Source organism: Pseudomonas synxantha, assembly GCF_900105675.1.
Lineage (GTDB): Bacteria > Pseudomonadota > Gammaproteobacteria > Pseudomonadales > Pseudomonadaceae > Aquipseudomonas > Aquipseudomonas synxantha.
The window spans coordinates 42,808-64,460 of the sequence record NZ_LT629786.1 but is presented as its reverse complement, the minus strand read 5'-3'; the positions used below and the strand labels follow the sequence as shown (position 1 = coordinate 64,460).

15 protein-coding genes are annotated in these 21,653 nt (G+C 62.0%); 4 read left to right on the top strand and 11 right to left on the bottom strand.

Features of this window, described 5'->3' with window-relative positions:
- Positions 1–69 precede the first annotated feature (69 nt).
- Together BLU48_RS00240 and BLU48_RS00235 are read left to right on the top strand one after the other, a co-directional pair.
- A complete protein-coding gene (locus BLU48_RS00240) occupies positions 70–507 on the top strand; it encodes a TadE/TadG family type IV pilus assembly protein (RefSeq protein WP_046070734.1) in 438 nt (145 codons plus the stop codon).
- Positions 504–3,242 (top strand): PAS domain-containing sensor histidine kinase, encoded by a 2,739-nt coding sequence (locus BLU48_RS00235; RefSeq protein ID WP_057023351.1) that lies wholly within the window; start codon positions 504–506, stop codon positions 3,240–3,242. Before BLU48_RS00240 ends, BLU48_RS00235 begins: the two co-directional genes overlap by 4 nt.
- On the opposite strand, the gene BLU48_RS00230 is transcribed toward BLU48_RS00235, so the two are convergent.
- The 6 genes from BLU48_RS00230 to pbpC all read right to left on the bottom strand — a co-directional run bounded on the left by BLU48_RS00230 (position 3,227) and on the right by pbpC (position 10,079).
- On the bottom strand, positions 3,227–5,173 hold the full coding sequence (locus BLU48_RS00230; RefSeq protein WP_057023352.1) for a pilus assembly protein TadG-related protein: 1,947 nt from the start codon (positions 5,171–5,173) through the stop codon (positions 3,227–3,229). The genes BLU48_RS00235 and BLU48_RS00230 overlap by 16 nt on opposite strands.
- Positions 5,174–5,307: 134 nt before the next feature.
- Positions 5,308–5,865 (bottom strand): DUF4136 domain-containing protein, encoded by a 558-nt coding sequence (locus BLU48_RS00225; RefSeq protein ID WP_057023353.1) that lies wholly within the window; start codon positions 5,863–5,865, stop codon positions 5,308–5,310.
- Positions 5,866–5,909: 44 nt separating this feature from the next.
- Positions 5,910–6,512: a DUF4136 domain-containing protein gene (locus BLU48_RS00220; protein ID WP_057023354.1), complete on the bottom strand. Its 603-nt coding sequence runs from the start codon at positions 6,510–6,512 to the stop codon at positions 5,910–5,912.
- A gap of 24 nt (positions 6,513–6,536) precedes the next feature.
- Positions 6,537–7,286, bottom strand: coding sequence for a methyltransferase (locus BLU48_RS00215; RefSeq protein ID WP_057023355.1), 750 nt, complete (start codon positions 7,284–7,286; stop codon positions 6,537–6,539).
- The gene (locus BLU48_RS00210; protein WP_043049489.1) at positions 7,279–7,587 is read right to left on the bottom strand and encodes a MazG-like family protein; all 309 of its coding nucleotides are present in this window, start codon (positions 7,585–7,587) and stop codon (positions 7,279–7,281) included. The genes BLU48_RS00215 and BLU48_RS00210 overlap by 8 nt, the downstream gene beginning before the upstream one ends.
- Before the next feature lie 161 nt (positions 7,588–7,748).
- Positions 7,749–10,079: a peptidoglycan glycosyltransferase PbpC gene (gene pbpC / locus BLU48_RS00205; RefSeq protein WP_057023356.1), complete on the bottom strand. Its 2,331-nt coding sequence runs from the start codon at positions 10,077–10,079 to the stop codon at positions 7,749–7,751.
- 91 nt (positions 10,080–10,170) lie between these two features.
- Between pbpC and BLU48_RS00200 the strand changes: the two genes are divergently transcribed.
- On the top strand, positions 10,171–10,464 hold the full coding sequence (locus tag BLU48_RS00200) for a hypothetical protein (RefSeq protein ID WP_043049487.1): 294 nt from the start codon (positions 10,171–10,173) through the stop codon (positions 10,462–10,464).
- Between the two features lie 137 nt (positions 10,465–10,601).
- Here the strand turns inward: BLU48_RS00200 and BLU48_RS00195 are convergent, their stop codons facing one another.
- Positions 10,602–15,500 carry an alpha-2-macroglobulin family protein gene (locus BLU48_RS00195; RefSeq protein ID WP_057023357.1) on the bottom strand — a complete coding sequence of 1,633 codons (4,899 nt, stop codon included), beginning with the start codon at positions 15,498–15,500 and terminating at the stop codon, positions 10,602–10,604.
- A 299-nt stretch (positions 15,501–15,799) separates the two neighbouring features.
- Between BLU48_RS00195 and BLU48_RS00190 the strand changes: the two genes are divergently transcribed.
- The gene (locus tag BLU48_RS00190; RefSeq protein WP_057023358.1) at positions 15,800–17,143 is read left to right on the top strand and encodes an MATE family efflux transporter; all 1,344 of its coding nucleotides are present in this window, start codon (positions 15,800–15,802) and stop codon (positions 17,141–17,143) included.
- 111 nt (positions 17,144–17,254) lie between these two features.
- Here the strand turns inward: BLU48_RS00190 and speA are convergent, their stop codons facing one another.
- From speA to BLU48_RS00170, 4 genes are all read right to left on the bottom strand, one after another.
- Positions 17,255–19,168 carry an arginine decarboxylase gene (gene speA / locus BLU48_RS00185; protein ID WP_046070724.1) on the bottom strand — a complete coding sequence of 638 codons (1,914 nt, stop codon included), beginning with the start codon at positions 19,166–19,168 and terminating at the stop codon, positions 17,255–17,257.
- Between the two features lie 142 nt (positions 19,169–19,310).
- Positions 19,311–19,682, bottom strand: coding sequence for a translation initiation factor Sui1 (locus BLU48_RS00180; RefSeq protein ID WP_043049484.1), 372 nt, complete (start codon positions 19,680–19,682; stop codon positions 19,311–19,313).
- A gap of 182 nt (positions 19,683–19,864) precedes the next feature.
- Complete coding sequence (locus BLU48_RS00175) at positions 19,865–20,401, bottom strand: NUDIX hydrolase (protein ID WP_057023359.1); 537 nt, start codon at positions 20,399–20,401, stop codon at positions 19,865–19,867.
- A 2-nt stretch (positions 20,402–20,403) separates the two neighbouring features.
- Complete coding sequence (locus BLU48_RS00170; RefSeq protein ID WP_046070722.1) at positions 20,404–21,471, bottom strand: DUF2333 family protein; 1,068 nt, start codon at positions 21,469–21,471, stop codon at positions 20,404–20,406.
- Between the last annotated feature and the right edge of the window lie 182 nt (positions 21,472–21,653).

Here is a 21,653-nt window from a genome sequence, read left to right as displayed (position 1 = left end):
AAAAAACATCCCTTTTTGTCGAATGATTCTATGCTGATATCAGGTACTCGCCTCAGGGTAGACGCAGTGATGAAATCAGGCTTCCCGAGAAAGCAAAAAGGTGCGGCGGCCATCGAGTTTGCCTTGGTCTTCGTGATCTTCTTTGCAGTGTTCTACGGCATGCTCAGCTACAGCTTGCCACTGCTGTTGATGCAGTCGTTTCATCAGGCGGCAGCGGAGGGTGTGCGCCGCAGTGTGTCCCTGGACCCAAGTACCGCAGGCTATTCGGCACTGGTGGTACAGCGCGCCAAGGATGCGGCGCAGGCCCAATTGAATTGGATCCCCGGCTCGTTGAAGTTCTTGCCCGGCTACATCACTGCCACCTACACCAATAATTTGCTGACGGTAAAAATCACCTACCCCTCGGCCAATATCAAAGCGGTGCTGCCGGCCTTGGTACTGCCCGGGGTTGGCAGCGTACCGAACTTGCCCGCCAACCTCACCGCCACCTCGAGCCTGCAGTTTTGACGGCAGGGGATAAACTGTTCGCGCGCCTGCGCGGGCGCCACAGCGCACCGGCGATGCCCGCGCTGGGCCTGCACCTGCAGCTGGACAACCTGGGCCATGTGCTGAGCATCGCCGGCACCTTGCATCCCTTGCTCACCCAGCACTTCACCCACACAAACACCCCGCCGTTGCACGCCTTGCTGTGTGCCAGCAGCGCATTGAGTGTCGAGGGCACACCGCAGCAATGGCAACGCCACGGCCTGGACCTGGACTTTCAGGGTGCCGGCGGCCAGGTCCTGCATACCCGCGGCTGGATGGAGCCCGAGGGCGACGGCTGGGCCCTGCACTTGCTGGATATTACTGACCTGCTGGCCGACCGGGCATTGGAACAGCAGCGCGAACAGAACCATCAAATCACCGGCCTGATGAACGAACAATTGCGCGTGTGCAGCCTCAACCGCCTACCCCAGGTGTTCAACGAGCACCTGCGCACCGTCGCTCAGCGCTGGCGCATGCCGTGCGTGGCCATGGTGCTGCTCGACGAGGAGGACCAAGGCTGGCGCATCTACAGTCAATATGCCGCCCATGATGCGCCAGCCCTGTGGCAAACCGGGCAACACTTGGGCACCAGCCTGGACAGCATCAACGGCAACACGCCGCTGAGCCTGGACATTGCCCAGGGCCGCAGCGACAACCCGCGCCTGCGCAGCGTGTTTGGCAACGCCGATGGCTTCCTGGTGCCTTACCGCGACAGCCAAGGTGTCGCGGCGTGGTTGCTGTGTGGCTTCTATAGTGGACAGGCGCAACACACCCGCGAGCGCGATTGGCTCAACTTATGTGCGGCCCTCGCCGCCCCGCTGCTCAGTCGCCTGCGTGAACAACGTCATCACCAGCAACTGGAACGGCTGGAAGCCCTGCAAGGTCTGCTCGGCACCGGTTGGTGGGAATTGTTGCCCGCCACCCAGGAAATCCAGCTGGCGCCACAATTGCTGCGCAACCTGAGCCTGGAGCAAGGCCCCACCCGCCAGGCCCTTGGCACCTGGCTTGAACTGATCCACCCGGCCGACCGCCAGGCCCTCAACAGTCGCCTGCAAGACCTGCAAGCCTTGGACAAACCCTTGCTGACCAGCGTGCGCCTGCAGCGTACGGAGGCCGAGCAGGCGCCCCTCTGGTACCGCATACAGGGGCAAGTGCTGGGAGTTGGCAATGAGCGACGCTGGATCGGTTTCATGCTCGACATCAGCGACATCAAGAACCAGCAACTGCAAGCCGCCGCTGCCCATGCGCGCCTGGACAACCTGATCGCCAGCTCACCGGCGGTGATCTATGTGCAGCGCTACGTCAACGGCGCGCTGCATCCGGCGTTTTTCAGCGACAGCCTGCTACCACTGCTGGGCTGGACCCTGGCCGACTGCAACCTCGACACCCTGGCGGCGCTGATCCACCCCGACGACCGCGAACTCTACTTTGAACGCACTCGCCAATTGCTACGCGAAGGCAACGTGCGCAGCCGCTACCGGCTGCGTGACAAACAAGGCCACTACCACTGGCTGCTCGACGAAGCCAAACTGTTGCGCGACGACCTCGGGCTGCCGGTGGAGGCCGTAGGCTTGTGGCTGGACGTGACCGAGGCGACCCTGGCCGCTGAACAGGTGCGTCAGAGTGAGGAGCGCTATCGCATCCTGGTGGAAGACTCGCCGGCGATGATCTGCCGCTACCGCCCCGACCTGATCTTGACCTTCGGCAACACGCCGCTGGCCAACTACCTGGAATGCCTGCCCGCCCAACTGCCCGGCGTCGACCTGGGCCAATGGCTGTCGGATGAACAGCGCACCGCCTTTGTGCAGCGCATTGCGCGGCTGACCCCGGAATTCCCGGTGAGCACGGCTGAAATCAGCCTGCAACTACCTGGGCGTGAACATGCCTGGTGGGTGTGGTCGGACCGAGGCGTGTTTGATCGACACGGCACCTTGTTGGAAGTGCAGGCTGTGGGCCGCGACAACACCGAAGTGCGTCGCTCCCAGCAACAACTGACCCAAAGCGCAAAAATGGCCACCCTCGGCGAAATGGCCACTGGCCTTGCCCATGAGATCAACCAGCCGCTGAACGTGATGCACATGGCCGTCGTCAACGTGCTCAAGCGCCTGGGCAATGGCGATGTACAAGTGGACTACCTTACGGAAAAACTCCAGCGCATCGACGCCCAGGTGCAACGCGCGGCACGGGTGGTCGACCACATGCGCGTCTTCGGCCGCCGCTCGGAAATCGAACAGCAACCCTTCGACCCGGCGCAGGCGCTGGAGGGCACCTTGGCCCTGCTCAGCGAAGGCTTGCGCGGCAAGGGCGTGGAAGTACGCATCACCCCCGCGGACTTCTCAGTGCAGGTCAAAGGCCACGTTGATCAATTGGAGCAGGTACTGATCAACCTGATGGTCAACGCCCGCGACGCGCTGCTCAGCCAGCGGGAAAAGGACCCTGGGCTGCGCCCCTGGATTGCGCTGCACAGCGAGCATGACAGCCGCCACGTACGCATCTGGGTCGAAGACAACGCCGGCGGAATTGACCCGCGTTTACTGGAACGGATTTTCGAGCCGTTCTTCACCACCAAGCCAATCGGTGTGGGCACCGGGCTGGGGCTCTCGGTGAGCTATGGGATCGTGGAAAACATGGGCGGACGCCTGAGCGTCAGCAATGGCGAAGCAGGCGCGAAATTCTGCGTGGAGTTGCCCATCGTACCGGTTCAAATCACCAGATAAGCCCGACCCATGTGGCAGGTGAGGTTGGCACCGACTTCGGCGTTGCCGAGGTTGATGCCCAGTGCACTTAACAAGCCATCCACAATCGGGTCGAGTACTGGCGACAAAACGTTTTTGATCGCGGTTACCAGCGTATTGGTAATGGTCGCGAGTAAACCCGACACAGCCGGTAGGACGCCGCCAGGGGCACTACCCGTTGGGGCAACATAATTTACCTGGATCGCCCCCAATGTATTGACCAGCCCTTTGACCACCTCTGTCGAGGGAGGAACAGACTTATAGGTAGGCGCCAGAGTCATGTCGTTGACCGGAGAAAACAGCAGACTTTGACTCGTCCCTCCCACGGTCGCATGGACGACGGATAGGGATAAGCTACCGCCTACGCCTGCCTTACGCGGACCACAGCCAAATATTCCCTTGCAGGTTTGTACGCCAATATCCACGAGGGCTACTGGATTCACTTCAGATTTTACTGCGGAGGAAAAGGCCTGCGCCGCATCCACTTTTCCTACAGAAACATCTGCAAGCGCAGTCTCAACCTGAACAGTCAGCGATTTCGTCGCATTGCTCGCACAATTGAAATCCATGACATGGCTTCTCGCGCTCGCCACCTCGATATTGATATCCAGGCCGCTCAACAACTGAAGATCGGTGTGATCACAAGGCTTCAATATCAGGCACAACACTGGATCCAGCAGGCTCACCAAATTCAAATGCAACAAGTTATTTACGACACCTGTCACCGGAGTGGTGATGGCGGAAACCGCAGACGTCAGTCCATTAATGCCATTCAACACGGGCAGTTGAATGGACACCAACGTACGCACTTGTGCGGTGCGCACAAAGATCTGATCGGTCGGCGGGTTCTTCAACAAGCCCTTCTTCGCCAACGCCGGATTGCCAATGGCCGACAACTGCGGCGGCTCGATGACTTTGGTCTGGATCGACACATTGCCCACCAGCGGAATAGCCAGCTGCGCCGCCGCACTCACGGCGTTCTTGCTACTGGATAGCTGCGCCACGGATTCGAGCAATTGAAACAGCTGCACATTGGAATTCAGCGCCGCCGTCGGGGTGCCGGTGGCAATATCAATCAGGTCGCCCACCGTCAACAGCTTGGTGTTCGGCGCAATGGCTTCAATCGAAATCACGTCATTGATAACCGCGGTGACCGCCGCGCCATTTTTCTGCAAGACCTTGACCGCGGCGTCGATCAACTGGGTGGCGGAGACTGCCGTGCTGAGTAGCGCATCGTAATCGCCGGCCTTCACGTTCAGGTCGATCGCCAACTGGTCGAGGTAACCGAGCAGGTTGACGTTGGTCTGCAGCAAGCCGTTCCAACTCGCCGCCGTGAGCGACAGGCTGCCACCGAGCAGGTTACCCATGACCAGATTAAGCAGAGGGGATTTACTTGAGTCGACGCTGGCCAGGCTGCTGCGGATCGTCAGTTGCGCTACCGGCGGCGGTGTAGCCGCTACGGCAGTGGCGCTCAGGTTGATCTGCGGGGTGATCGGCGCGCCACTGAACAGGTTCCACAAGCCGTTGGCGATGCTGGTCATCACGGTGTGGGAGGCCACTACGCGAATCGCGTCGCTCTTGGTAGCATCGGCGGTAAACACGCGGGTGTTGGCGGCATTGGTTGCCAGGGTGCCGCAGGTCACAGCCAGGGTGCGGCCATTGCCGACCACGAAACCGTTACGCGAGGCGTTTTGCGTGGCATAAGCGTTGGCCGTGGTGTTGGTGCCGCACTGACCACCGAGGCCAGCCGCTTCCAGCGCCGACGTATCGGCGACCGACTGCAGCTTGCGTTTTTCCAGGTACAAACGCCCGCTGTCGACCGCCAGCAGCGTAAACACCAGGGCCAAGGCCAAGGTGCCTGCCGTCATCAAGCCAATCGCCCCACGCTGCCTGGAACCGAATCGGGGAGACATCAAAGCACTCCTGCGCTAACTCTCCGGTGTTGTGCTGGAGTGTAGACAAGGCTCTGGCAGGTTGCTGGCAACTCGCCATATTGGCGACTGACGGAGACCCCGTGAATGTTGGAACATGTTGGAGGGGGCGCCGGTCAGTGCGGTGGGTAGTTGGAGAGGATCTTGGTCACAGTGCTGCGGATAGCCTTGCTGCGGTCCTCTGGATTAGGCGTGCTGGCCATCATTTGCTCGTCACTGCCGCGCCATACCAACTTGCCGTCCTTGCCGTCGAGCAGATCGATCTGGATGGTTGCCACTTTGTAGGTGATGTTGCGCGTTTCGTTGTACATCGGCGCGCCCCAGTAGCCATTCCAGGGGCCGCCCCAAGCACCGCCATAATTGGTGGTGACCTGTTGCTGGCGGTCTTCGACGATCAGGTAGGCCTGCACATTCAGGTCCGCCTTGGTGCCAGCCGCCGCAGGGCGCAGGCCGCGCTGGTCAAGCTGTTCACCCACGGCTTGGCGGATGCGTTGCTCGGTAAGGTCGCTCTTGATTCGCGGATCATCCGGGCGGTACTGCAACGCCGGATCTTTCCAGGCCCAATTGCGGTAGGCGCCGAAGTCTCGGCTGGCGTCGAAATCGTGATTGACCTGGTTGCTCTGGCAACCGCCCAGCAACACAACGACAGTAAGTGCAGCGATACGACGAAACATGGCACTTCTCCAAAAACAACGTGAGCCTGAAATGAGAATAGCTGCTAACTGGGCGGATAGGCAGCCATTGCTTTCTGCATCGCCTTGCGCAAGCTGTCGGCGCGCTCGCTCAGGCTGCCCTGGCTGGTGGTTTCCGCGCTGGTGCTCCATACCGGCTGGCGGGTGCGGGCGTCGAACAGGCTGATACGCGCCACCGCCACCGTCACTTCATAGGTGCGCACCACGGGCACGCTGTTGTACATGCCATAGCCGTTGCCGTAGCGGTTATAACCGCCGTAACCGTAGCCATAGTCGTCCTGCACCTGGCGCAGGCGTTTCTCCAGGCGTACGTCGGCGCTCACCAACAGGTCGGGGGCACGCTTGTCATGCAAGGGGCGCAGGCCGCGCTGGTCGAGCGCGCCGCTGACCGCCTCGGCAATCTGCGCCGAATCGGCCCAGGCCGTGCCCGCGGGCAATTGGCCGTTGAGCCAGCCCCAGCTGCGGTAGGCGCCATAGTCGCGCACGGGCGCCGGGTAAGCGCTGGCATCAAAAGTGGTGGCCGCCTGAGCCGGGGCCGGCGGCATCGGTGCCGACGTGGCGACGTAGGGGTTGGGGCTGGAACACGCGCCCAGACCGAGCGATAACAGGATCAAACAGAGACGACGCATTTCGACCTCCGCAGGCTGGGCCGCTTAAACCGGACGGCAGACCCAGTGCAAATAACGCCCAAGTCCGGCAAAGCTTGGGTGACGACGGTGAGCGAGTTCCATCTCCAACAAGTCCTGCAAATCGGCGCGGGCCTGGAATTCTACCGGCATATAGTCGTGAAACACCCGCACGCCACTTTGGCTTTCGACCTGCCACATCCCTTCAAGTTGCGCCGCCAACTCCCGTGGGTCGAGGGGCTGTTGCGGCGTAAGGCTCTGCTTTTCACCGGCCATGTCGTTCTTGCGCATTTTGCGGAAGTGGCCTTTGAGCAGGTTGCGGTAGATCAACGCATCACGGTTGTAGAACGCCAGGGACAACCAACCGCCGGGCAGCGTCAATTGGTGCAGCACCGGCAAAATGGCATGAGGTTCGGCCAGCCATTCCAGCACCGCATGACACAGCACCAGATCGTAAGGCTCTGTGAGTTGGCCGAGCAAGTCTTGCCACGGCGCCTGGATAAACGTCGCGGTCTGGCCTGCGTCGGCAAAGCGCTGGCGCGCGCCTTCAAGCATCGGCGCGGCGGGCTCGGCCAAGGTTACCTGATGGCCGCGCTCGGCCAGCCACAGCGACATATGCCCCAGGCCCGCGCCGATATCCAGCACGCGCAACGGGCGCTGCGGCAAGGCCTCGGCCAGGTCGGCCTGGAGCACCGCCAGGCGAATCGCGCCCTTGGCGCCGCCGTAGATTTTTTCGGCGAAACGCGTGGCCAACTGGTCGAAATGACGATCACTCATTGGCAAACCGCCGCTCGCTGTCGGCCAGCTTGGCACGCACGACTTCATTCATGTCCAGGCCCAGCTCACTGCACAACAACAGCAGGTACAACACGATATCGCCGACTTCCTGGCCGGCATGGGCAAGTTTATCGGCGGGCAGCTGGCGGGACTGGTCTTCGGTAAGCCACTGGAAGATTTCCACCAGTTCGGCCATTTCCACACTGGCGGCCATGGCCAGGTTTTTCGGGCTGTGGAATTGTTTCCAGTCGTTGGTATCGCGGATGCGGTGCAGGCGTTCGGTGAGGTGTTCAAGGTTCATGCGGGGGCTCCTGAATGGGTATAGCTTCAGGGGGATGGGGATTGAAGGCAAGTGAATAGCGGTGGTGTGCTCAAGGCCGCCATCGGGAGCAAGCCCCCTCCCACACTTTGATTTGTGAATACATTTCAAAATGTGGGAGGGGGCTTGCCCCCGATGAGGCCCTAATCAACAACGCTGAACTCAAGCCTGGCGGTTTGCCCAGCCTCATCCAGAACGCTTAGCTGATAGCGGCCCAACCGCTCGAAACTGGCATTGATACTGTCCTGATTGGCGCTATCACCCAACGGCGCGCCATTAAGGAACCACCAACGCCGACCACTGCCACCCAAGGCGGAGATTTTCAGACGCAGGGTTTGTTGGCTGGCAACAGGCAAGCGCAGTTGGTCGCCTTCGCGTACGCCGACGATGGACAACGGCGACGACGCAGCCAGCGCCGGTGGCGGGCAGTCCGGGTCAGGGGCCGGGATGCGTGCTTCACGGCGCTCGATCCTTGGCAGCCAGGGTTCCAGCGGCGCCGGCCACAGGGCAATATGCTTGGCCTGTGCGCCTGGGCAATGGGCGTCGACCCTCAAACCCTTGGCGTTGACCCAGATGCTTTCCATCAAGCCCACACTCAAGGGTTGGTCCAGTGCCTGCAAGGTCGGCGGCGTGGTGTTGTCCTGGGTCCAGGCAAAGCGCTGACGCCGGCAATTGGGGTCGCTGCGGGCCATGGGCTGGCCCAGGGGCCAACAGATCGCTGCCACGCCGATATTCGCCGGCACCGGTTTGACCGGCGCACTGATGCCGCGCTGGCTGTCACGGTTGGTCAGTACGTCATGGACTTGCAACATCAACGGCGCTGCCGAGGCCAGGCCGAACTGGCCCGGCACTGGCGTGCCATCCGGCCGACCGATCCACACGCCGATCAAATACCGCGGCCCTACGCCAATCGCCCAGGCATCGCGAAAACCATAGCTGGTGCCGGTTTTCCACGCCAGCACCGGGCGTTGCACCAGCTCGGCACGCGGGTCTCGATCAGGCCGTGCCTGGCCGCTGAGGATGCGCCGCACAATCCAGGCCGCCCCGGGTGACAGCAGGGGCCGTTCCCTGAGCGTGTCGTCTGGTTGCAGTCGCAGGGTGGCGCTCTTGCCGTCGCGGGCCAAGGCGCTGTAGCCGCTCACCAGGTCTTCCAGGCGACTGCCTGCGCCACCGAGGATCAGCGCCAGGTTCGGCTCGGCCAGCGCCGGCAATGCCAGCGGCATGCCGCCGATGCGCATCTGCGCGGCAAAGCGCTTGGGCCCGTAGGCTTCCAGCAATTGCACCGCCGGCAGGTTCAACGAGCCGGACAGGGCCGTGCTCGCCGGCACGGCCCCGGTAAAGCCCATGGAAAAGTTGCCCGGCCGGTAATCGCCATAACGCCGGGGCACGTCCTGCAACAGCGACTCGGAGTGAATCAGGCCATCGTCCAGGGCCATGCCATACAGGAAGGGTTTCAACGTGGAGCCGGGCGAACGCAGCGCGCTGATCATGTCCACATGGCCAAAGCGCCTGGTGTCGTTGATATCCACCGAGCCCAGGTAGGCGCGCACCGCCATGCTTTCTTCCTCGACCACGAGGATCGCTGCCGAGGTGTGTTCCGGCAGCCGTGCGCGCCAGCCCAGCAGCAGGTCTTCGAGACGCCGTTGCAAGGTGGCATCCAGGGTGGTGCGGATCAGCGGCGGGCTGTCCGGACGGTTGAGGCGGCGCGCAAGTAATGGCGCCAGGCTCGGTTCCAGGCGCGGGGCGAGCAGCAGCGGTTCTTCCAGGGCTTCATCGACCGCCGATTGCGGCCATACCTTGAACTCGGCGAGGCGGCGCAGCACCTTGTCGCGGGCCTCCTGGGCGCGCTGCGGATGCCGATCCGGGCGTAAGCGACTCGGCGCCTGGGGCAATACTGCGAGCAACGCGGCTTCGGCGTGGGTCAGTTGGGACGGCGACTTGCCCAGGTACGCCCAACTCGCCGCCGCCACGCCCTGCAAGGTACCGCCGAAGGGCGCACGGTTCAGGTACAGGTTGAGGATTTCGTCCTTGGACAGGTGCCATTCCAATTGCGCAGTGCGCCACAGCTGGCGCAGCTTGCCATGCAGGGTGCGCGAGTGCGGGTCAAGCAAGCGCGCGACTTGCATCGACAAGGTGCTGCCGCCGGAGACCACCCGTGCACCTGTGAGGTTTTGCCACGTCGCCCGCACCAGCGCCAACGGGTTGACCCCAGGGTGCTGGTAGAACCAGCGGTCTTCGTAAGTGAGCAATGCATCGAGATAATACGGCGACACTTCGCTGGTATGCACCGGATAGCGCCACACCCCATTGGCATCGGCAAACCGCCACAGTGGTGTGCCATCCTCGGCCAGCACCACCCGGGCCAGGTCGTCCTGGGGCAAGGGCAATGGCCAGATCCGATCAGCCAGCCACAGCAAGGCAATCACCAACAGCAGGCTCGCCAGGGTCCAGCGGGCAACAAAACGCAAATTCAAGCGGGCAAACCTCTATGCTTGTAGGGAACTAGCCTGTGGCAATAACGACCAAAGGCACAGTCACGCCCACCTTCTTATTCAGGACACGCACATGCAGGTAGAAAGCTTTTTCGAATGGTTGGGCCAGGCGCTCGGCTCCGTCATCCGGTTCATCGTCGACGGACTCAGTGGGTTGTTCGGGGCCTTGACCCACGCCGGCGGCAACTTTATCGATGGCCTGTCGCGCACCTTGGGCATGGACACCTCGATCATCAGCATCATCACCCTGATCGTCGGCCTGCTGTTGCTGTACTCGGCGGTACGCGCCTTTATGCGAGCCTCGATCATCATGGGCATCATCTGGCTGCTGCTGGGCCTGTGGTTGCTCAGTTGGGTTGTGCACTGATTTAACTGACAGCCCCAACCCCTTGTAGGAGGGAGCTTGCTCCCGATAGCTGAGTGTCAGCCAATGACATTTTGACTGACCCACCGCCATCGGGAGCAAGCCCCCTCCCACAGTAGTCCCCATTTCAACTTGAGCAATCAGCGGCCCTTGATCACCATATCCACCGGCGTCTCGCCCACCGCCTGCCAGTTCGGTCGATACATCGACTCCACCTGCGGCGGCGGCACGCGATAGGTTCCCGGCGTCACCGCCCGCGCCAGATACAGCAAATGGGTGGTGCCATAACCGTCCAGACTCATCGCCGCCACATAACGATCATCCCTGAACTCCTGATGCTTGAGCGATGCGTTCTGCATCGACTCGCGCCACTGCTTCACTTGGCTACTGGCGTTTTCCAGGCTGGCCGCGCTTTGGGCCAGGTTCTGGTTTTCCAGTTCCAGGCCGGCGGGGAGCAGGTCTACCACCAGAGCATCCGGCACGCGCTGCTTGGCGCTGACGGCCAGGTGCACCAGCACCAGGTCGCCGCTGGCGAGGCTACGCAGGTTGAGCGGCTGGCCGTCCATGCCCAGGTATTCGCGGCGGATGCTCAGGTTTTCGCCACCGGCAGCCGGCGGCACTTGTGGATAACCCGAGATCGTCAATTGCTGATACACCGGCGCTTCACCCTGATTACTCAAGGCCAGGTCGCCGGACAGCAGCTTGCCCTCCAACGCCAGGGTCGATTGCTGGTTATTCAACTCATGCGCCCCGCCGCTGCCGGTGAGCAACACCTGCCAGTTGGCTTCCGGTTTGGCAAACCCAAGGCGCCCGGCGAGGAACAGGGAGTTACGCTCCTGAGTCGATAGGTACGGGCTGGCGGCCAACTGGTCCGACAGGGCGAACAAACGCTCTTCACGTTGGCCCTTGGCCAAGTCATTCTCTTCAAGCAATGCCAGGATCATCGCCTGGTCACGCAATGGGCTGCCATAGTCGGCCAGCCATTCTTTGCTACTGCGCTGTGCCGCCAACCCGGCCAACAACGCCTGATCCGCACGCGGTTGATCGCCCATTTTCTGCAGGGCGATGGCCAACTGCACCAGCGGCAACCCGGAGCGCGCATCGCTGCGCCGCTCGAACAGGCTGCGCAACGCTCCCAACGGCGCCTGCTGACTGCGCGCCAGCACCATGCCGGCGTAAGCCTGCACGGCAAACCGCGTGTGCTCGGCGTTGTCGCTGTAGTCGACTTCAATCAGGTTGCGCTCCTGCACATACCGCAACAGGCGCTCGCTGGCCTTCTTCAAGGCTTCAGGCGGTACGGCAAAACCCTGGTCGCGGGCGCGCAGCAGGAAGTCGGTGACATACGCGGTCAGCCAATATTCTTCCTCGCCGTCGGCGCCCCACAAACCGAAGCTGCCGTTGTAGCGTTGCATGCCCAACAGGCGCTCGATGCCCAACTCGATCTTGCGCTTACGCTCGGCATCCGGCTCGCCCTTGATGCTCAGGCGCTTGAGCAGTGCGTCATCGGCATACAACGATGGGTACAGGCCGCTGGCGGTTTGTTCCAGGCAACCATAAGGGTAGGCCTTGAGTGCGCTGATCTGTGCGCCCAGGTTCAATGGTGGCCGGCTCGACAGGCTCAACAGCGCTTCACGTCCGGAGGCATCGAACTGGTCCAGCGTACCGGCGGGCAGGCTCCATGGCTGATCCTTGAGCACTGCGCGGTAGTGCTTGAGCAACGCCGGATACGCCGGGCGTACACCCAAGGTCCATTCGCGACTGAACGGCGGCAGGTTTTCCCCCGGCAGGTCCAGGCCGTTCACGCTGACCTTGATCTTGCCCTGGCCCAGACCGCCCCAGGCTTTCACCGGGATGCGCAGGGTGGTGCGCTGGCCTTGCTTGAGTGCAACCGCTTGCGCGCCGCCGTTGACCAGCTCCAACTGCCCTTCGGTGGTCAATTGCACATCGAGCTTCTGCGCCTTGCCCGACAGGTTGGAGAGATCCAGGGCCAGGGTGGTCTGGTCGCCTCCCGCGAGGAAGCGCGGCGCCGACAATTCGGCGATCAGCGGTGCGGCGATCACCGTCTTGCCTTCGGCCATGCCGTAGCGATCATCGCTCCAGGCCTGGGCCATCAGGCGCAGTTCACCGTTGAAGTCGGGGATGTTGACGCTGACTTCGCCCTCGCCTTTTTCGTTCAGTGTCACCGGCGCGCTTTGCTGGGCGACGATGGTCACGCTGGTGTCCGGGCGCTTGCCGCCCTTGGCCAATGCCGCGTCACCACCAAATGCCAGGCTGGCCAGGCGCCCCTGGCCGGCTTCGATCAGTTGGCCATAGATGTCGAACTGGTCGACACCATAGGCTTTGCGGCCGAACAGGCTGGAGTAAGGATCGGGCGTGGGGTATTCGGTGATATTGAGAATGCCCACGTCCACCGCCGCCAGCAGCACATGCACCTGTTTCGGTACGCTGCCATCGGCATTCCTGGCGGCGATCTTCACCGTCAGCGGTTGTTTGGGGCGCATTTTTTCCGGCGCAGTGAGGGTCAGGCCGAGCTTGCGCTGGGTGCGGTCCAGCGGCAGGTGCAACAGGCCCACGGCGCGCTTGGGGGTGATATTGGCTTTGCGCTCGCCGGGACGGATCACCAGGGCGCTCACATACAGATCATGGCGCGACCATTTCGGGTCGAGCTTGACCGCAAAGCTCTTGCCTTCGGCCGGCACGTCGATTTCCTGCCACCACAGCGGGCCTTCGGCAGATTCCACCAGCAGGTAGCCCTTACCGGCGGCCGGCGGGGTGACAGTGACGTTGGCGGTATCGCCGTCGCCATAAGCGGGTTTATCCAGTGCCAGCTTGACCTGGTCGGGGCGCACGGCGCCGCCCTCGGTGTTGTCCTGGGCCTGGTAGCCGGCCCAGAAACGCACGCTGCTCACCAGGCCGGTCTGCGGGTCTTCAACCTCTACACGGTAAGGACCCCACTCCACCTGGAAGCTGACTTTGGCGGTATCACCGGCCTTGATGTCCAGGGTCTGCTCGTCGAGGTTGAGGAATTTCTCGTTGTAGTGGTAGCTCCAGCCGTCGTTGTCGGAGTAGTTCCAGTAGTAGTCACGGCGCTCGCGCACCAGGCGCACCTTGAGGCCTTGCGCGGCGAGTTTCTGCCCGTCCTGGTTGGCCACCAGCACTTCGAATTCCACCGGGCCATCGCCATTGGTTTCCTTGCCATCAAACAGCCCGCGCAGGCCCGGCAATTGCTCGGCCGGCCAGATTGGCTGCACCAGGCGCCGAGTGATCGGCCGCCCGCCCGACTCTTGCAGGCTGGCTTGCACAATCAATTGCAGCGGCGACTTGGCTTCGGCCCATTTGCTTTCCAGGGTCAGCGCCTCCTCGCCGTTGGCGTCGAGTACGCTTTCGTCCAACTCGAAATCCTGGCTCAGTTCCTCTTCGGTGACGGAGCCGAACTGATAGCCAGGCAAGGCCTTTACCGCTTCACGCAGCGGGCGCACATAGACCTGGCCGCTGACCCGATTGCCGGATGCCGGCGCGCCATACAGATAGCGACCGTTGACCTGGATAACCGCGTTATCAGCCGGGCTCAGCGCCGTGTCACTGCCCTTGAGTTCCAGTGCCAGGCGTTCGGGCAGGAAGTCTTCGACGAGGAATTCATACAGCTGCGGCTTGCCATCGCCCAGGTCGAACACCAGCTGCCAGCGCCCGGTCGGTGCTTCAGCGGCCAGTTGCAGCGGGTATTGATAGAGGCCGGAGGCATCGGCCTCCCATACGAATTTGCGGCTCACCTGTTCATCCGGACGGCGGACTTCGACACTCACCGGCTGCGGCTTGACCGCGTTGCCATCCTTGTCGCGCAACAACGCATTGAGCAGCACGGTTTCGCCGGGGCGATACAGGTCACGCGGGCCGAACACAAAGAACTGCAACGGGTGGGACGGTTGCCCACCGATATCGAACTCGGCAAGGTCCAGCGCGGCGCTATCCAGGCGCAACAGGCTGGTCTGTTCACCAAGTTTTGCCAGCAGCACCTGGGCTTTTTTCGGCAGCGCCAGCTCGGCGTGGCCACCGTCTTGCGTCTTGCCCTGACCGAGTATGCGGCCTTCGGCATCGAGGATTTCCAGCTCGACGCCGTTCAGCGCCTTGCCGCCTTCCAACGCCTGGGTAAACACATCCAGGCGATTGGCATAGCGGTGCACCGACAGGCCAATATCACTCAAGGTAAACAGCGTGGCCGGTTGCGAATAGTTGTAGGTGCCCGAAGCACGCATCACCGCCAGGTACACGCCCGGCTGCTGCAACTGCTTGAGGCCGGCAATCGGCAGCAATAAGGTTTCGCGGGTATTGCGCGCCGGGTTCAAGTCGAAGCGCCCGCCGTAGACCAGGTCGGCCATCGGCAGCAGTTCCCGGGACTCATAGCTTTGCAGGCTGGTATTGCGCCCCCATTGCGCCAGGAACGACGGCAGGGATTCAGGCTTGATACGGAAGAATTCGACGTCGATCTTGTCGACATTCAGCGCGATCACCGGCAGGCCCTCGGCCAGGCGCGTCGGCAGCAGCGTACCCCGGCTGGCGAAGCCGACGGTGGCTTGCAGGTCGCGGGTTTCCAGGCGGGCGGTGTATTCGGCGGCCAGCTGGTTGTCGTTAACCGCCTTCAACCCGGCGTCCACCGTCAGCACCAGCTTGCGCTGCGGCTCCAGGTGACGCAGGCGCAGTTCCATGAGGTTATCCGAGAGCTCCCAGGCGCCATCGACCTTGCCGGACTTGCTGTCCACCAAGTGCAATTTATCGGCGAATTTCTGCTCCGGGTCCAGGGGAATGGAAAAGCTCACCGATAAAGTACTGGCCCCATCCAATTGCACTTCGGACACGTCCACCACACTCAGCTCACGCCCGGCATAGCGCTGCTTCAACGCCGCTACGTCCACCGCCGCCTTGGCAGGTGCAGGCGCTACGCTTGGCGCGGGGGGAGCCGTCGGTGCAGCGGGTTTATCGGAAGAATCACAGGCGCTCAGCAGGGCCAGCGCGCAAGCGAGGAACAGTCCTTTGTTAAGCATGGGGCACTCATAGTCAGAGGGAACCGAGGGGTGAACTATATATCAGCGCCGGCCGGGCCGCTGTGGCGCTGATCACATTGACCGACGGAGGGAGGGTTGGTTCTGAGTGCCTTCCAGACTAAACCAAATCCCACAGCCACTGGAGATCAAAATGTGGGAGGGGGCTTGCTCCCGATAGCAGTCTATTCAGTCAGAATATCAGTGACTGACACACCGCTATCGGGGGCAAGCCCCCTCCCACATGGATCTGCGGCGCGACTGGTGGACGGGTACAATGCCCGCTCCACCAAGGAGCCTTCATGACCGCCCTGCTCGCCGACTGGCGCCACCGCCCCACCCATCGCCGCGTATGGGCTCTGGCCGCGCCGATGATCCTGTCGAATATCTCCGTGCCGCTGGTGGCCCTGGTCGACAGCATGGTCATCGGCCACCTGCCCCACGCCCATCAACTGGGCGCCGTGGCCGTCGGCGCCAGCCTATATACCTTCCTGGCCTGGGCCATGGGTTTCCTGCGCATGGGTTCCACCGGGTTCGCCGCCCAGGCCGCCGGGCGCAACGATGGGGCGGCGCTGCGGCAAATCCTGTTGCAAGGCTTGCTGCTGGCGCTGGGGTTGGCGACGTTGCTGGGTACGGTCGGTATTCCCCTGAGCCATCTGGCTTTGGAATGGATGCAGCCCTCCCCTGAACTGAACCAACTGACCCGCGAATTCTTCCACACCCGCCTGTTCGGCCTGCCGGCAGCCCTCGCCAGCTACGCACTGGTCGGCTGGTTCCTCGGCACGCAAAACGCTCGGGCGCCACTGGCCATTTTGCTGACCACCAATCTGGTCAACATTGTTCTGAATCTATGGTTCGTACTTGGCCTGGACTGGGGCGTGGTCGGCTCCGCGCGCGCCTCGGTGATCGCTGAGTGGACCGGCGCCCTGCTCGGCCTGGCTCTCACGCAAAAAGCCCTGCGCGCCTATCCCGGTCATATCGCCTGGGCGGCGTTGAAACTGTGGCAGAGCTGGCGGCCGTTGCTGGCGGTCAACCGCGACATTTTTATCCGCAGCCTGGCCCTGCAGTCGGTGTTCTTCATGATTACGGTGCAAGGCGCACGGCTGGGGGATGCCACGGTCGCCGCCAATGCCTTGCTGGTCAATGGCCTGTTGTTGACGGCCCATGCGCTGGATGGCCTGGCTCACGCCGTCGAAGCCCTGTGCGGCCACGCCATCGGCGCCCATGACCGACAGGCATTGCGCCGCTCGCTGGTGGTTGCCTGCGGCTGGTCACTGATCGCCAGCGTCGGCTTCGCCCTGCTGTTCACCTTCGGCGGCCATCTGTTTATCGCTATGCAAACAGACATTCCCAGCGTGCGCGAAACGGCCGACATCTACCTGCCTTACCTCGCGGTACTGCCGTTGATTGCGGTGTGGAGTTACTTGCTCGATGGCCTGTTTATCGGCGCAACGCGGGCGCGGGAAATGCGCAATGGGATGTTGCTGACGGTGGTGTTGGTGCTGCCGGTTGCCTGGGCGTTGCAGGGGCTGGGTAACCACGGGCTGTGGGTAACCTTCCTGTTGTTCATGGCGGTGCGCAGCCTGACACTCTGGGCGATAGCCTGGCGCTTGAATCGGCAAGGGCTGTGGCTGGGAGCAAACTGAAGAAATGCAGATCCAAATGTGGGAGGGGGCTTGCTCCCGATAGCTGAGTGTCAGTCAACAGATTCATTGACTGATCCACCGCTATCGGGAGCAAGCCCCCTCCCACATATATTACGAGGACAGGTAGGAAGAACGGGTCAAGCCCAGGCGCAACGCATCCAGGAACTGGGTACGCTCAGACGCCGAGATCTTCGCACTCGCGCACTTGTCACGGTAATGGGTCATCAACTCTTCCGGCGACAAATGCACATAGCGCAGCATGTCTTCGATGGTGTCATGGGTCTCGATCCCGGCGCTGTACACCGAGCCGTCTTCACGCTGGTAGATGTTCACCGAGTCGGTGTCACCGAACAGGTTGTGCATGTCACCGAGGATTTCCTGGTAAGCGCCCACCAGGAAGATGCCCAGCAGGTAGTCCTCGCCTTCGTTCAAGGCGTGCACCGGCAAGCTGGTCTCGATGCTCTGCTCATCGACGTATTGCTTGATCTTGCCGTCGGAGTCGCAGGTCAAGTCCTGCAATACCGCACGGCGCAGCGGCTCTTCGTCGAGGCGATGCAGCGGCAGGATCGGCAGAACCTGGCCGATGGCCCAGGTGTCCGGCAGGCTCTGGAACACCGAGAAGTTGCAGATGTACTTATCAGCCAGCTTGTCGTTGAGTTCGTCCAGCACCTGGCGGTGCGAGCGCTGGCGGGCTTTGAGTGAGTTGTGCAGGCGGCGGCACACGGCGAAGTAGCACTGTTCGGCCAGGGCTTTTTCCGCCAGGGTCAGCTTGCCGTCGGCGTACTGGGTGGCTACATCGCTCATGTAGTGAGTGGCGCGCCAGTAGGTTTCGGTGACCATCTCGATGTCGGTCGGGCCCAGCAGGTCCACCAGCCACTGCACGGTTTCCGGCAGGCTTTCCTTGTTTTCGATGAGCGGGATTTCGTCGTTGTGCTTCTCGACGTCCGTCACCTGCACCACCAGCATGGCGTGGTGGGCGGTCAGGGAACGGCCGCTTTCGGAGAAGATGTTCGGGTGAGGCAGGCTCTGCGCATCGCAGAATTCCTTGAGCATGCCCACCACCACGCCGGCGTAGTCGTCCATGTCGTAGTTGATAGAGCTGGCGTTACGCGAGTGGGTACCGTCGTAGTCGACGCCCAGGCCGCCGCCGACGTCGATATGGTCCACCGGCAGGCCGAGGTTGCGCAGTTCGCCGTAGTAACGGATGGCTTCCTTGAACCCGTGCTGGTAGTCGGCCAGGTTGGCGATCTGCGAGCCCATGTGGAAGTGCAGCAGGCGGATGCCCTGGTCCAGGCCGGCAGCGCGGAAACGCTCGACCACCGACAGCAACTGCGCCGCCGACAGGCCGAACTTGGATTTCTCGCCACCGGTGTCCGCCCACTTGCTCGATGCCAGGGACGACAGGCGCACACGCAAGCCGACCTGGGGCTTGACCTTGAGGCTCGCCGCCTCTTCGATCACCAGCTCAACTTCGGATTCCTTCTCGATCACGATGAATACATTGTGGCCGAGCTTCTGGCCCATCAGCGCCAGGCGGATGAATTCACGGTCTTTATAACCGTTGCAGACGATGGTGCCGCCCTTCGGCGCCAGGGCCAGCACCGCCAGCAGCTCAGGCTTGGAGCCGGCTTCCAGGCCGATGGAGACGTTCTGGGTCGCGATGATGTTCTCGATCACCGCTTCCTGCTGGTTCACCTTGATCGGGTACAGCGCGGTGTACTTGCTCTGGTATTCCAAGCGCTCGATGTTGGCATCGAAGGCGCCGGTCAACTGGCGCACGCGGTCTTGCAGGATATCAGGGAAGCGCACCAGCAGCGGCAATGACAGGCCGCTCTTGCGCAGCTCATCGACTTGCTCGTAGAGATCGACGGGCGTGCTGTTCGGGCCGTTCGGACGGACTTCTACGCGACCGGCTTCATTGATCGCGAAATACCCGGCCCCCCAATGGCGAATCCCGTAAACACTGCGGCTGTCCGCAACTGTCCATTGGCTGCCATCGTCTTTGCGTGTGCGTCGTACGGACATCGAAGTCCCCTATAAATGAAGGCGAAGGCGCCACCTCTCACGGAGGCTGGCGCAGTCTAAAGAATGAAAATGACGATTTGCCTGTGAGCAGGGTAGACCCCACTCCCCGGACAGAGTTTAGATACAGGTTGGGAAGAGGCTTTCAGCCGCCGGACTTCTTGGCCTTGTACCCGAGCTTGATCAACTCGGCCAACAGCAGTTCGACGTGGTCGCCCTGGATCTCGATGACCCCGTCTTTCAACGCGCCACCGGTGCCACAGCGCTTTTTCAGCGTCGTGGCCAGCTCCTTGAGCGCATCTTCAGCCAGGGGCACGCCGGTGATGGTGGTCACCGTCTTGCCGCCACGGCCTTTGCTCTCGCGGCGCACACGGGCAATACCGTCGCCTTCGGGGATCAGGGTCTGTTTGCAGATGCAGGCGTCCACGGGCTGACGACAGTCCGGGCAGTGTCGACCTGCGTCGGTGGAAAATACCAGGCCACCCAGGGCGGCGAAGGATGCGGCTTTTTTGGCCACCGGCAATCCTCTTCGGAGGATGAAGACTGATCGGCCTGCGCCCAGGGGCAAGACCGACCGCGAAGCCCCACTCTGGCAGGGGCAGCGCTACCGAACCGCAAAATGGTTCGGGTGAAAAGGCGCGCAGTGTAACGACAAAAAGCCCGGTTGCTAAGAGCCAAATGGCGCCAATTTATGCAACTTTAGCGACGCGAGGCCAGATAGCGCCGCAGACCTTCTTGGGCGTCCGGGCAGTAGGGCTTTTGTGCGGCCTCCTGCTGGATGGTTTCGATGGTTAAAAACCGTGCTTCCATCACCTCTTCGGGCTGCAGCCGCAGGGGCCCATCCCACACCGCGGAGTAAGATTTGCACCACAGCCGGCTGTCACCATCTTCGAAGTAGAAATGGTCATGCTCGATCAATGGCACACCGCTGACACCCAGCTCTTCTTCCAGCTCGCGGGCTGCCGACAACGCGTAAGACTCACCGGCCGCCACCATGCCGCCCGCCGCCGTATCCCAGAACCCAGGATACAACGCCTTGCTCAAGGTGCGCCGATGCACGCACAGCTCGCCCTTGGAATTGAACAGAAAAATAAAGGTGCAACGGCCGATCAGGCCGAGCTTACGAAGGTCAGACCTGACGCGCTGGCCAAGCAGATTGTCCTGCTCGTCGACCCAGCAGATCAGTTCAGCGTCGGAAGCCGCACGGTGTGCGGCTTCCCTGGAGGAAGCGTCCATCATCAACCCTGGTTGAGGAGCTGACGCAAATCGATCACTGCAGCGTTTGCCCGGGAAATGTAGTTGGCCATCACCAGCGAATGGTTCGCCAGTACACCGAAGCCACTGCCATTGAGAATCATAGGGCTCCAAACCGGTTCCTGCGAGGCCTCCAGCTCACGAATGATCTGGCGCACGCTGACGGTGGCATTTTTCTTGGCCAGCACGTCAGCAAAGTCGACTTCGATGGCGCGCAGCAGATGGGACAGGGCCCACGCCTGGCCACGGGCTTCGTAGAATACGTTGTCGATCTGCATCCATGGGGTTTCCACCACTTCCTCATCGACCTGGGGCACTTCGCCCGGCGCCAGCGCCTCGGTTTTCAGCGCGGTGTTCAGCTTGACTCGACCCACGCTGGCCGACAGGCGCTGGGACAACGAGCCCAAACGGGTGGCGACATCGCCCAACCAGTTGTTCAGGTTGTCGGCACGCGCATAAAACAGCGCGCCGCGCTGGTTCGGGTCAGACAGGCGCGCTTCGTAGCGGCTCAGGGAGTTGATGCCTTCCTGGTATTCCGACTCACTGGATGGCAGCACCCAGCTCTTGTTATCGAAGTTGAAGCGCGGCTCGGCCTTGGCCAGATCGGCGTCTTCAGCCGACTGCGACTGTGAGCGGGCAAAATCTTTACGCAGGGCACGGGTCAGGTCACGGACCTGCACCAGCACGCCATATTCCCAGCTCGGCATGTTGTCCATCCACAGGCCAGGTGGGAAACGATCATTGGAAATGTAGCCGCCAGGCTTGTTCAGCAGAGTGCCGACCACGGTCTTGAGGGTCTCGACGGTGGTGTAGCCCACCACCATCTGCTTGCCTTCCTTCTCGGCGGCAAGCTGGGCGTTTTGCTGGACCGGGAACAGCGCCGGCTCCTGGCTCCAGTACCAACCCAGGCCACCGGTGACCAGCAGGTACAAGCAGATCACGCTGAGCAAGGCTCGGCTCATCAGCAGGTTGCGAAAATAGCTGCGGTTGGCCGACTTGGGCTCAGGGGCGGGGCCTTTGGCACTGCCTGCACGGTTTTTCCAGTCCAGCATGGCGATATCCTTTCAATCACTTGAGTTCATGCACGTCAATTGTCCGGGTGCGTTCAGACACTCCGACCACAACCCTACCCCATCGTGCCCATCGGTGCGGGGCTTTTCCGCGAAAGTGGCGCGCAACGGCAATTGGACTATAAAGGATGCACGTCTTTTACGCTGCGCGACCAGCGGGTCGA

Excerpts from the sequence above, each read along its gene's own strand:
- BLU48_RS00240 (WP_046070734.1), top strand. The coding sequence starts at position 70 with ATGAAATCAGGCTTCCCGAGAAAGCAAAAAGGTGCGGCGGCCATCGAG.
- BLU48_RS00230 (WP_057023352.1), bottom strand. The coding sequence starts at position 5,173 with ATGTCTCCCCGATTCGGTTCCAGGCAGCGTGGGGCGATTGGCTTGATG.
- BLU48_RS00225 (WP_057023353.1), bottom strand. The coding sequence starts at position 5,865 with ATGTTTCGTCGTATCGCTGCACTTACTGTCGTTGTGTTGCTGGGCGGT.
- BLU48_RS00220 (WP_057023354.1), bottom strand. The coding sequence starts at position 6,512 with ATGCGTCGTCTCTGTTTGATCCTGTTATCGCTCGGTCTGGGCGCGTGT.
- BLU48_RS00215 (WP_057023355.1), bottom strand. The coding sequence starts at position 7,286 with ATGAGTGATCGTCATTTCGACCAGTTGGCCACGCGTTTCGCCGAAAAA.
- BLU48_RS00210 (WP_043049489.1), bottom strand. The coding sequence starts at position 7,587 with ATGAACCTTGAACACCTCACCGAACGCCTGCACCGCATCCGCGATACC.
- BLU48_RS00200 (WP_043049487.1), top strand. The coding sequence starts at position 10,171 with ATGCAGGTAGAAAGCTTTTTCGAATGGTTGGGCCAGGCGCTCGGCTCC.
- BLU48_RS00195 (WP_057023357.1), bottom strand. The coding sequence starts at position 15,500 with ATGCTTAACAAAGGACTGTTCCTCGCTTGCGCGCTGGCCCTGCTGAGC.
- BLU48_RS00190 (WP_057023358.1), top strand. The coding sequence starts at position 15,800 with ATGACCGCCCTGCTCGCCGACTGGCGCCACCGCCCCACCCATCGCCGC.
- speA (WP_046070724.1), bottom strand. The coding sequence starts at position 19,168 with ATGTCCGTACGACGCACACGCAAAGACGATGGCAGCCAATGGACAGTT.
- BLU48_RS00175 (WP_057023359.1), bottom strand. The coding sequence starts at position 20,401 with ATGGACGCTTCCTCCAGGGAAGCCGCACACCGTGCGGCTTCCGACGCT.
- BLU48_RS00170 (WP_046070722.1), bottom strand. The coding sequence starts at position 21,471 with ATGCTGGACTGGAAAAACCGTGCAGGCAGTGCCAAAGGCCCCGCCCCT.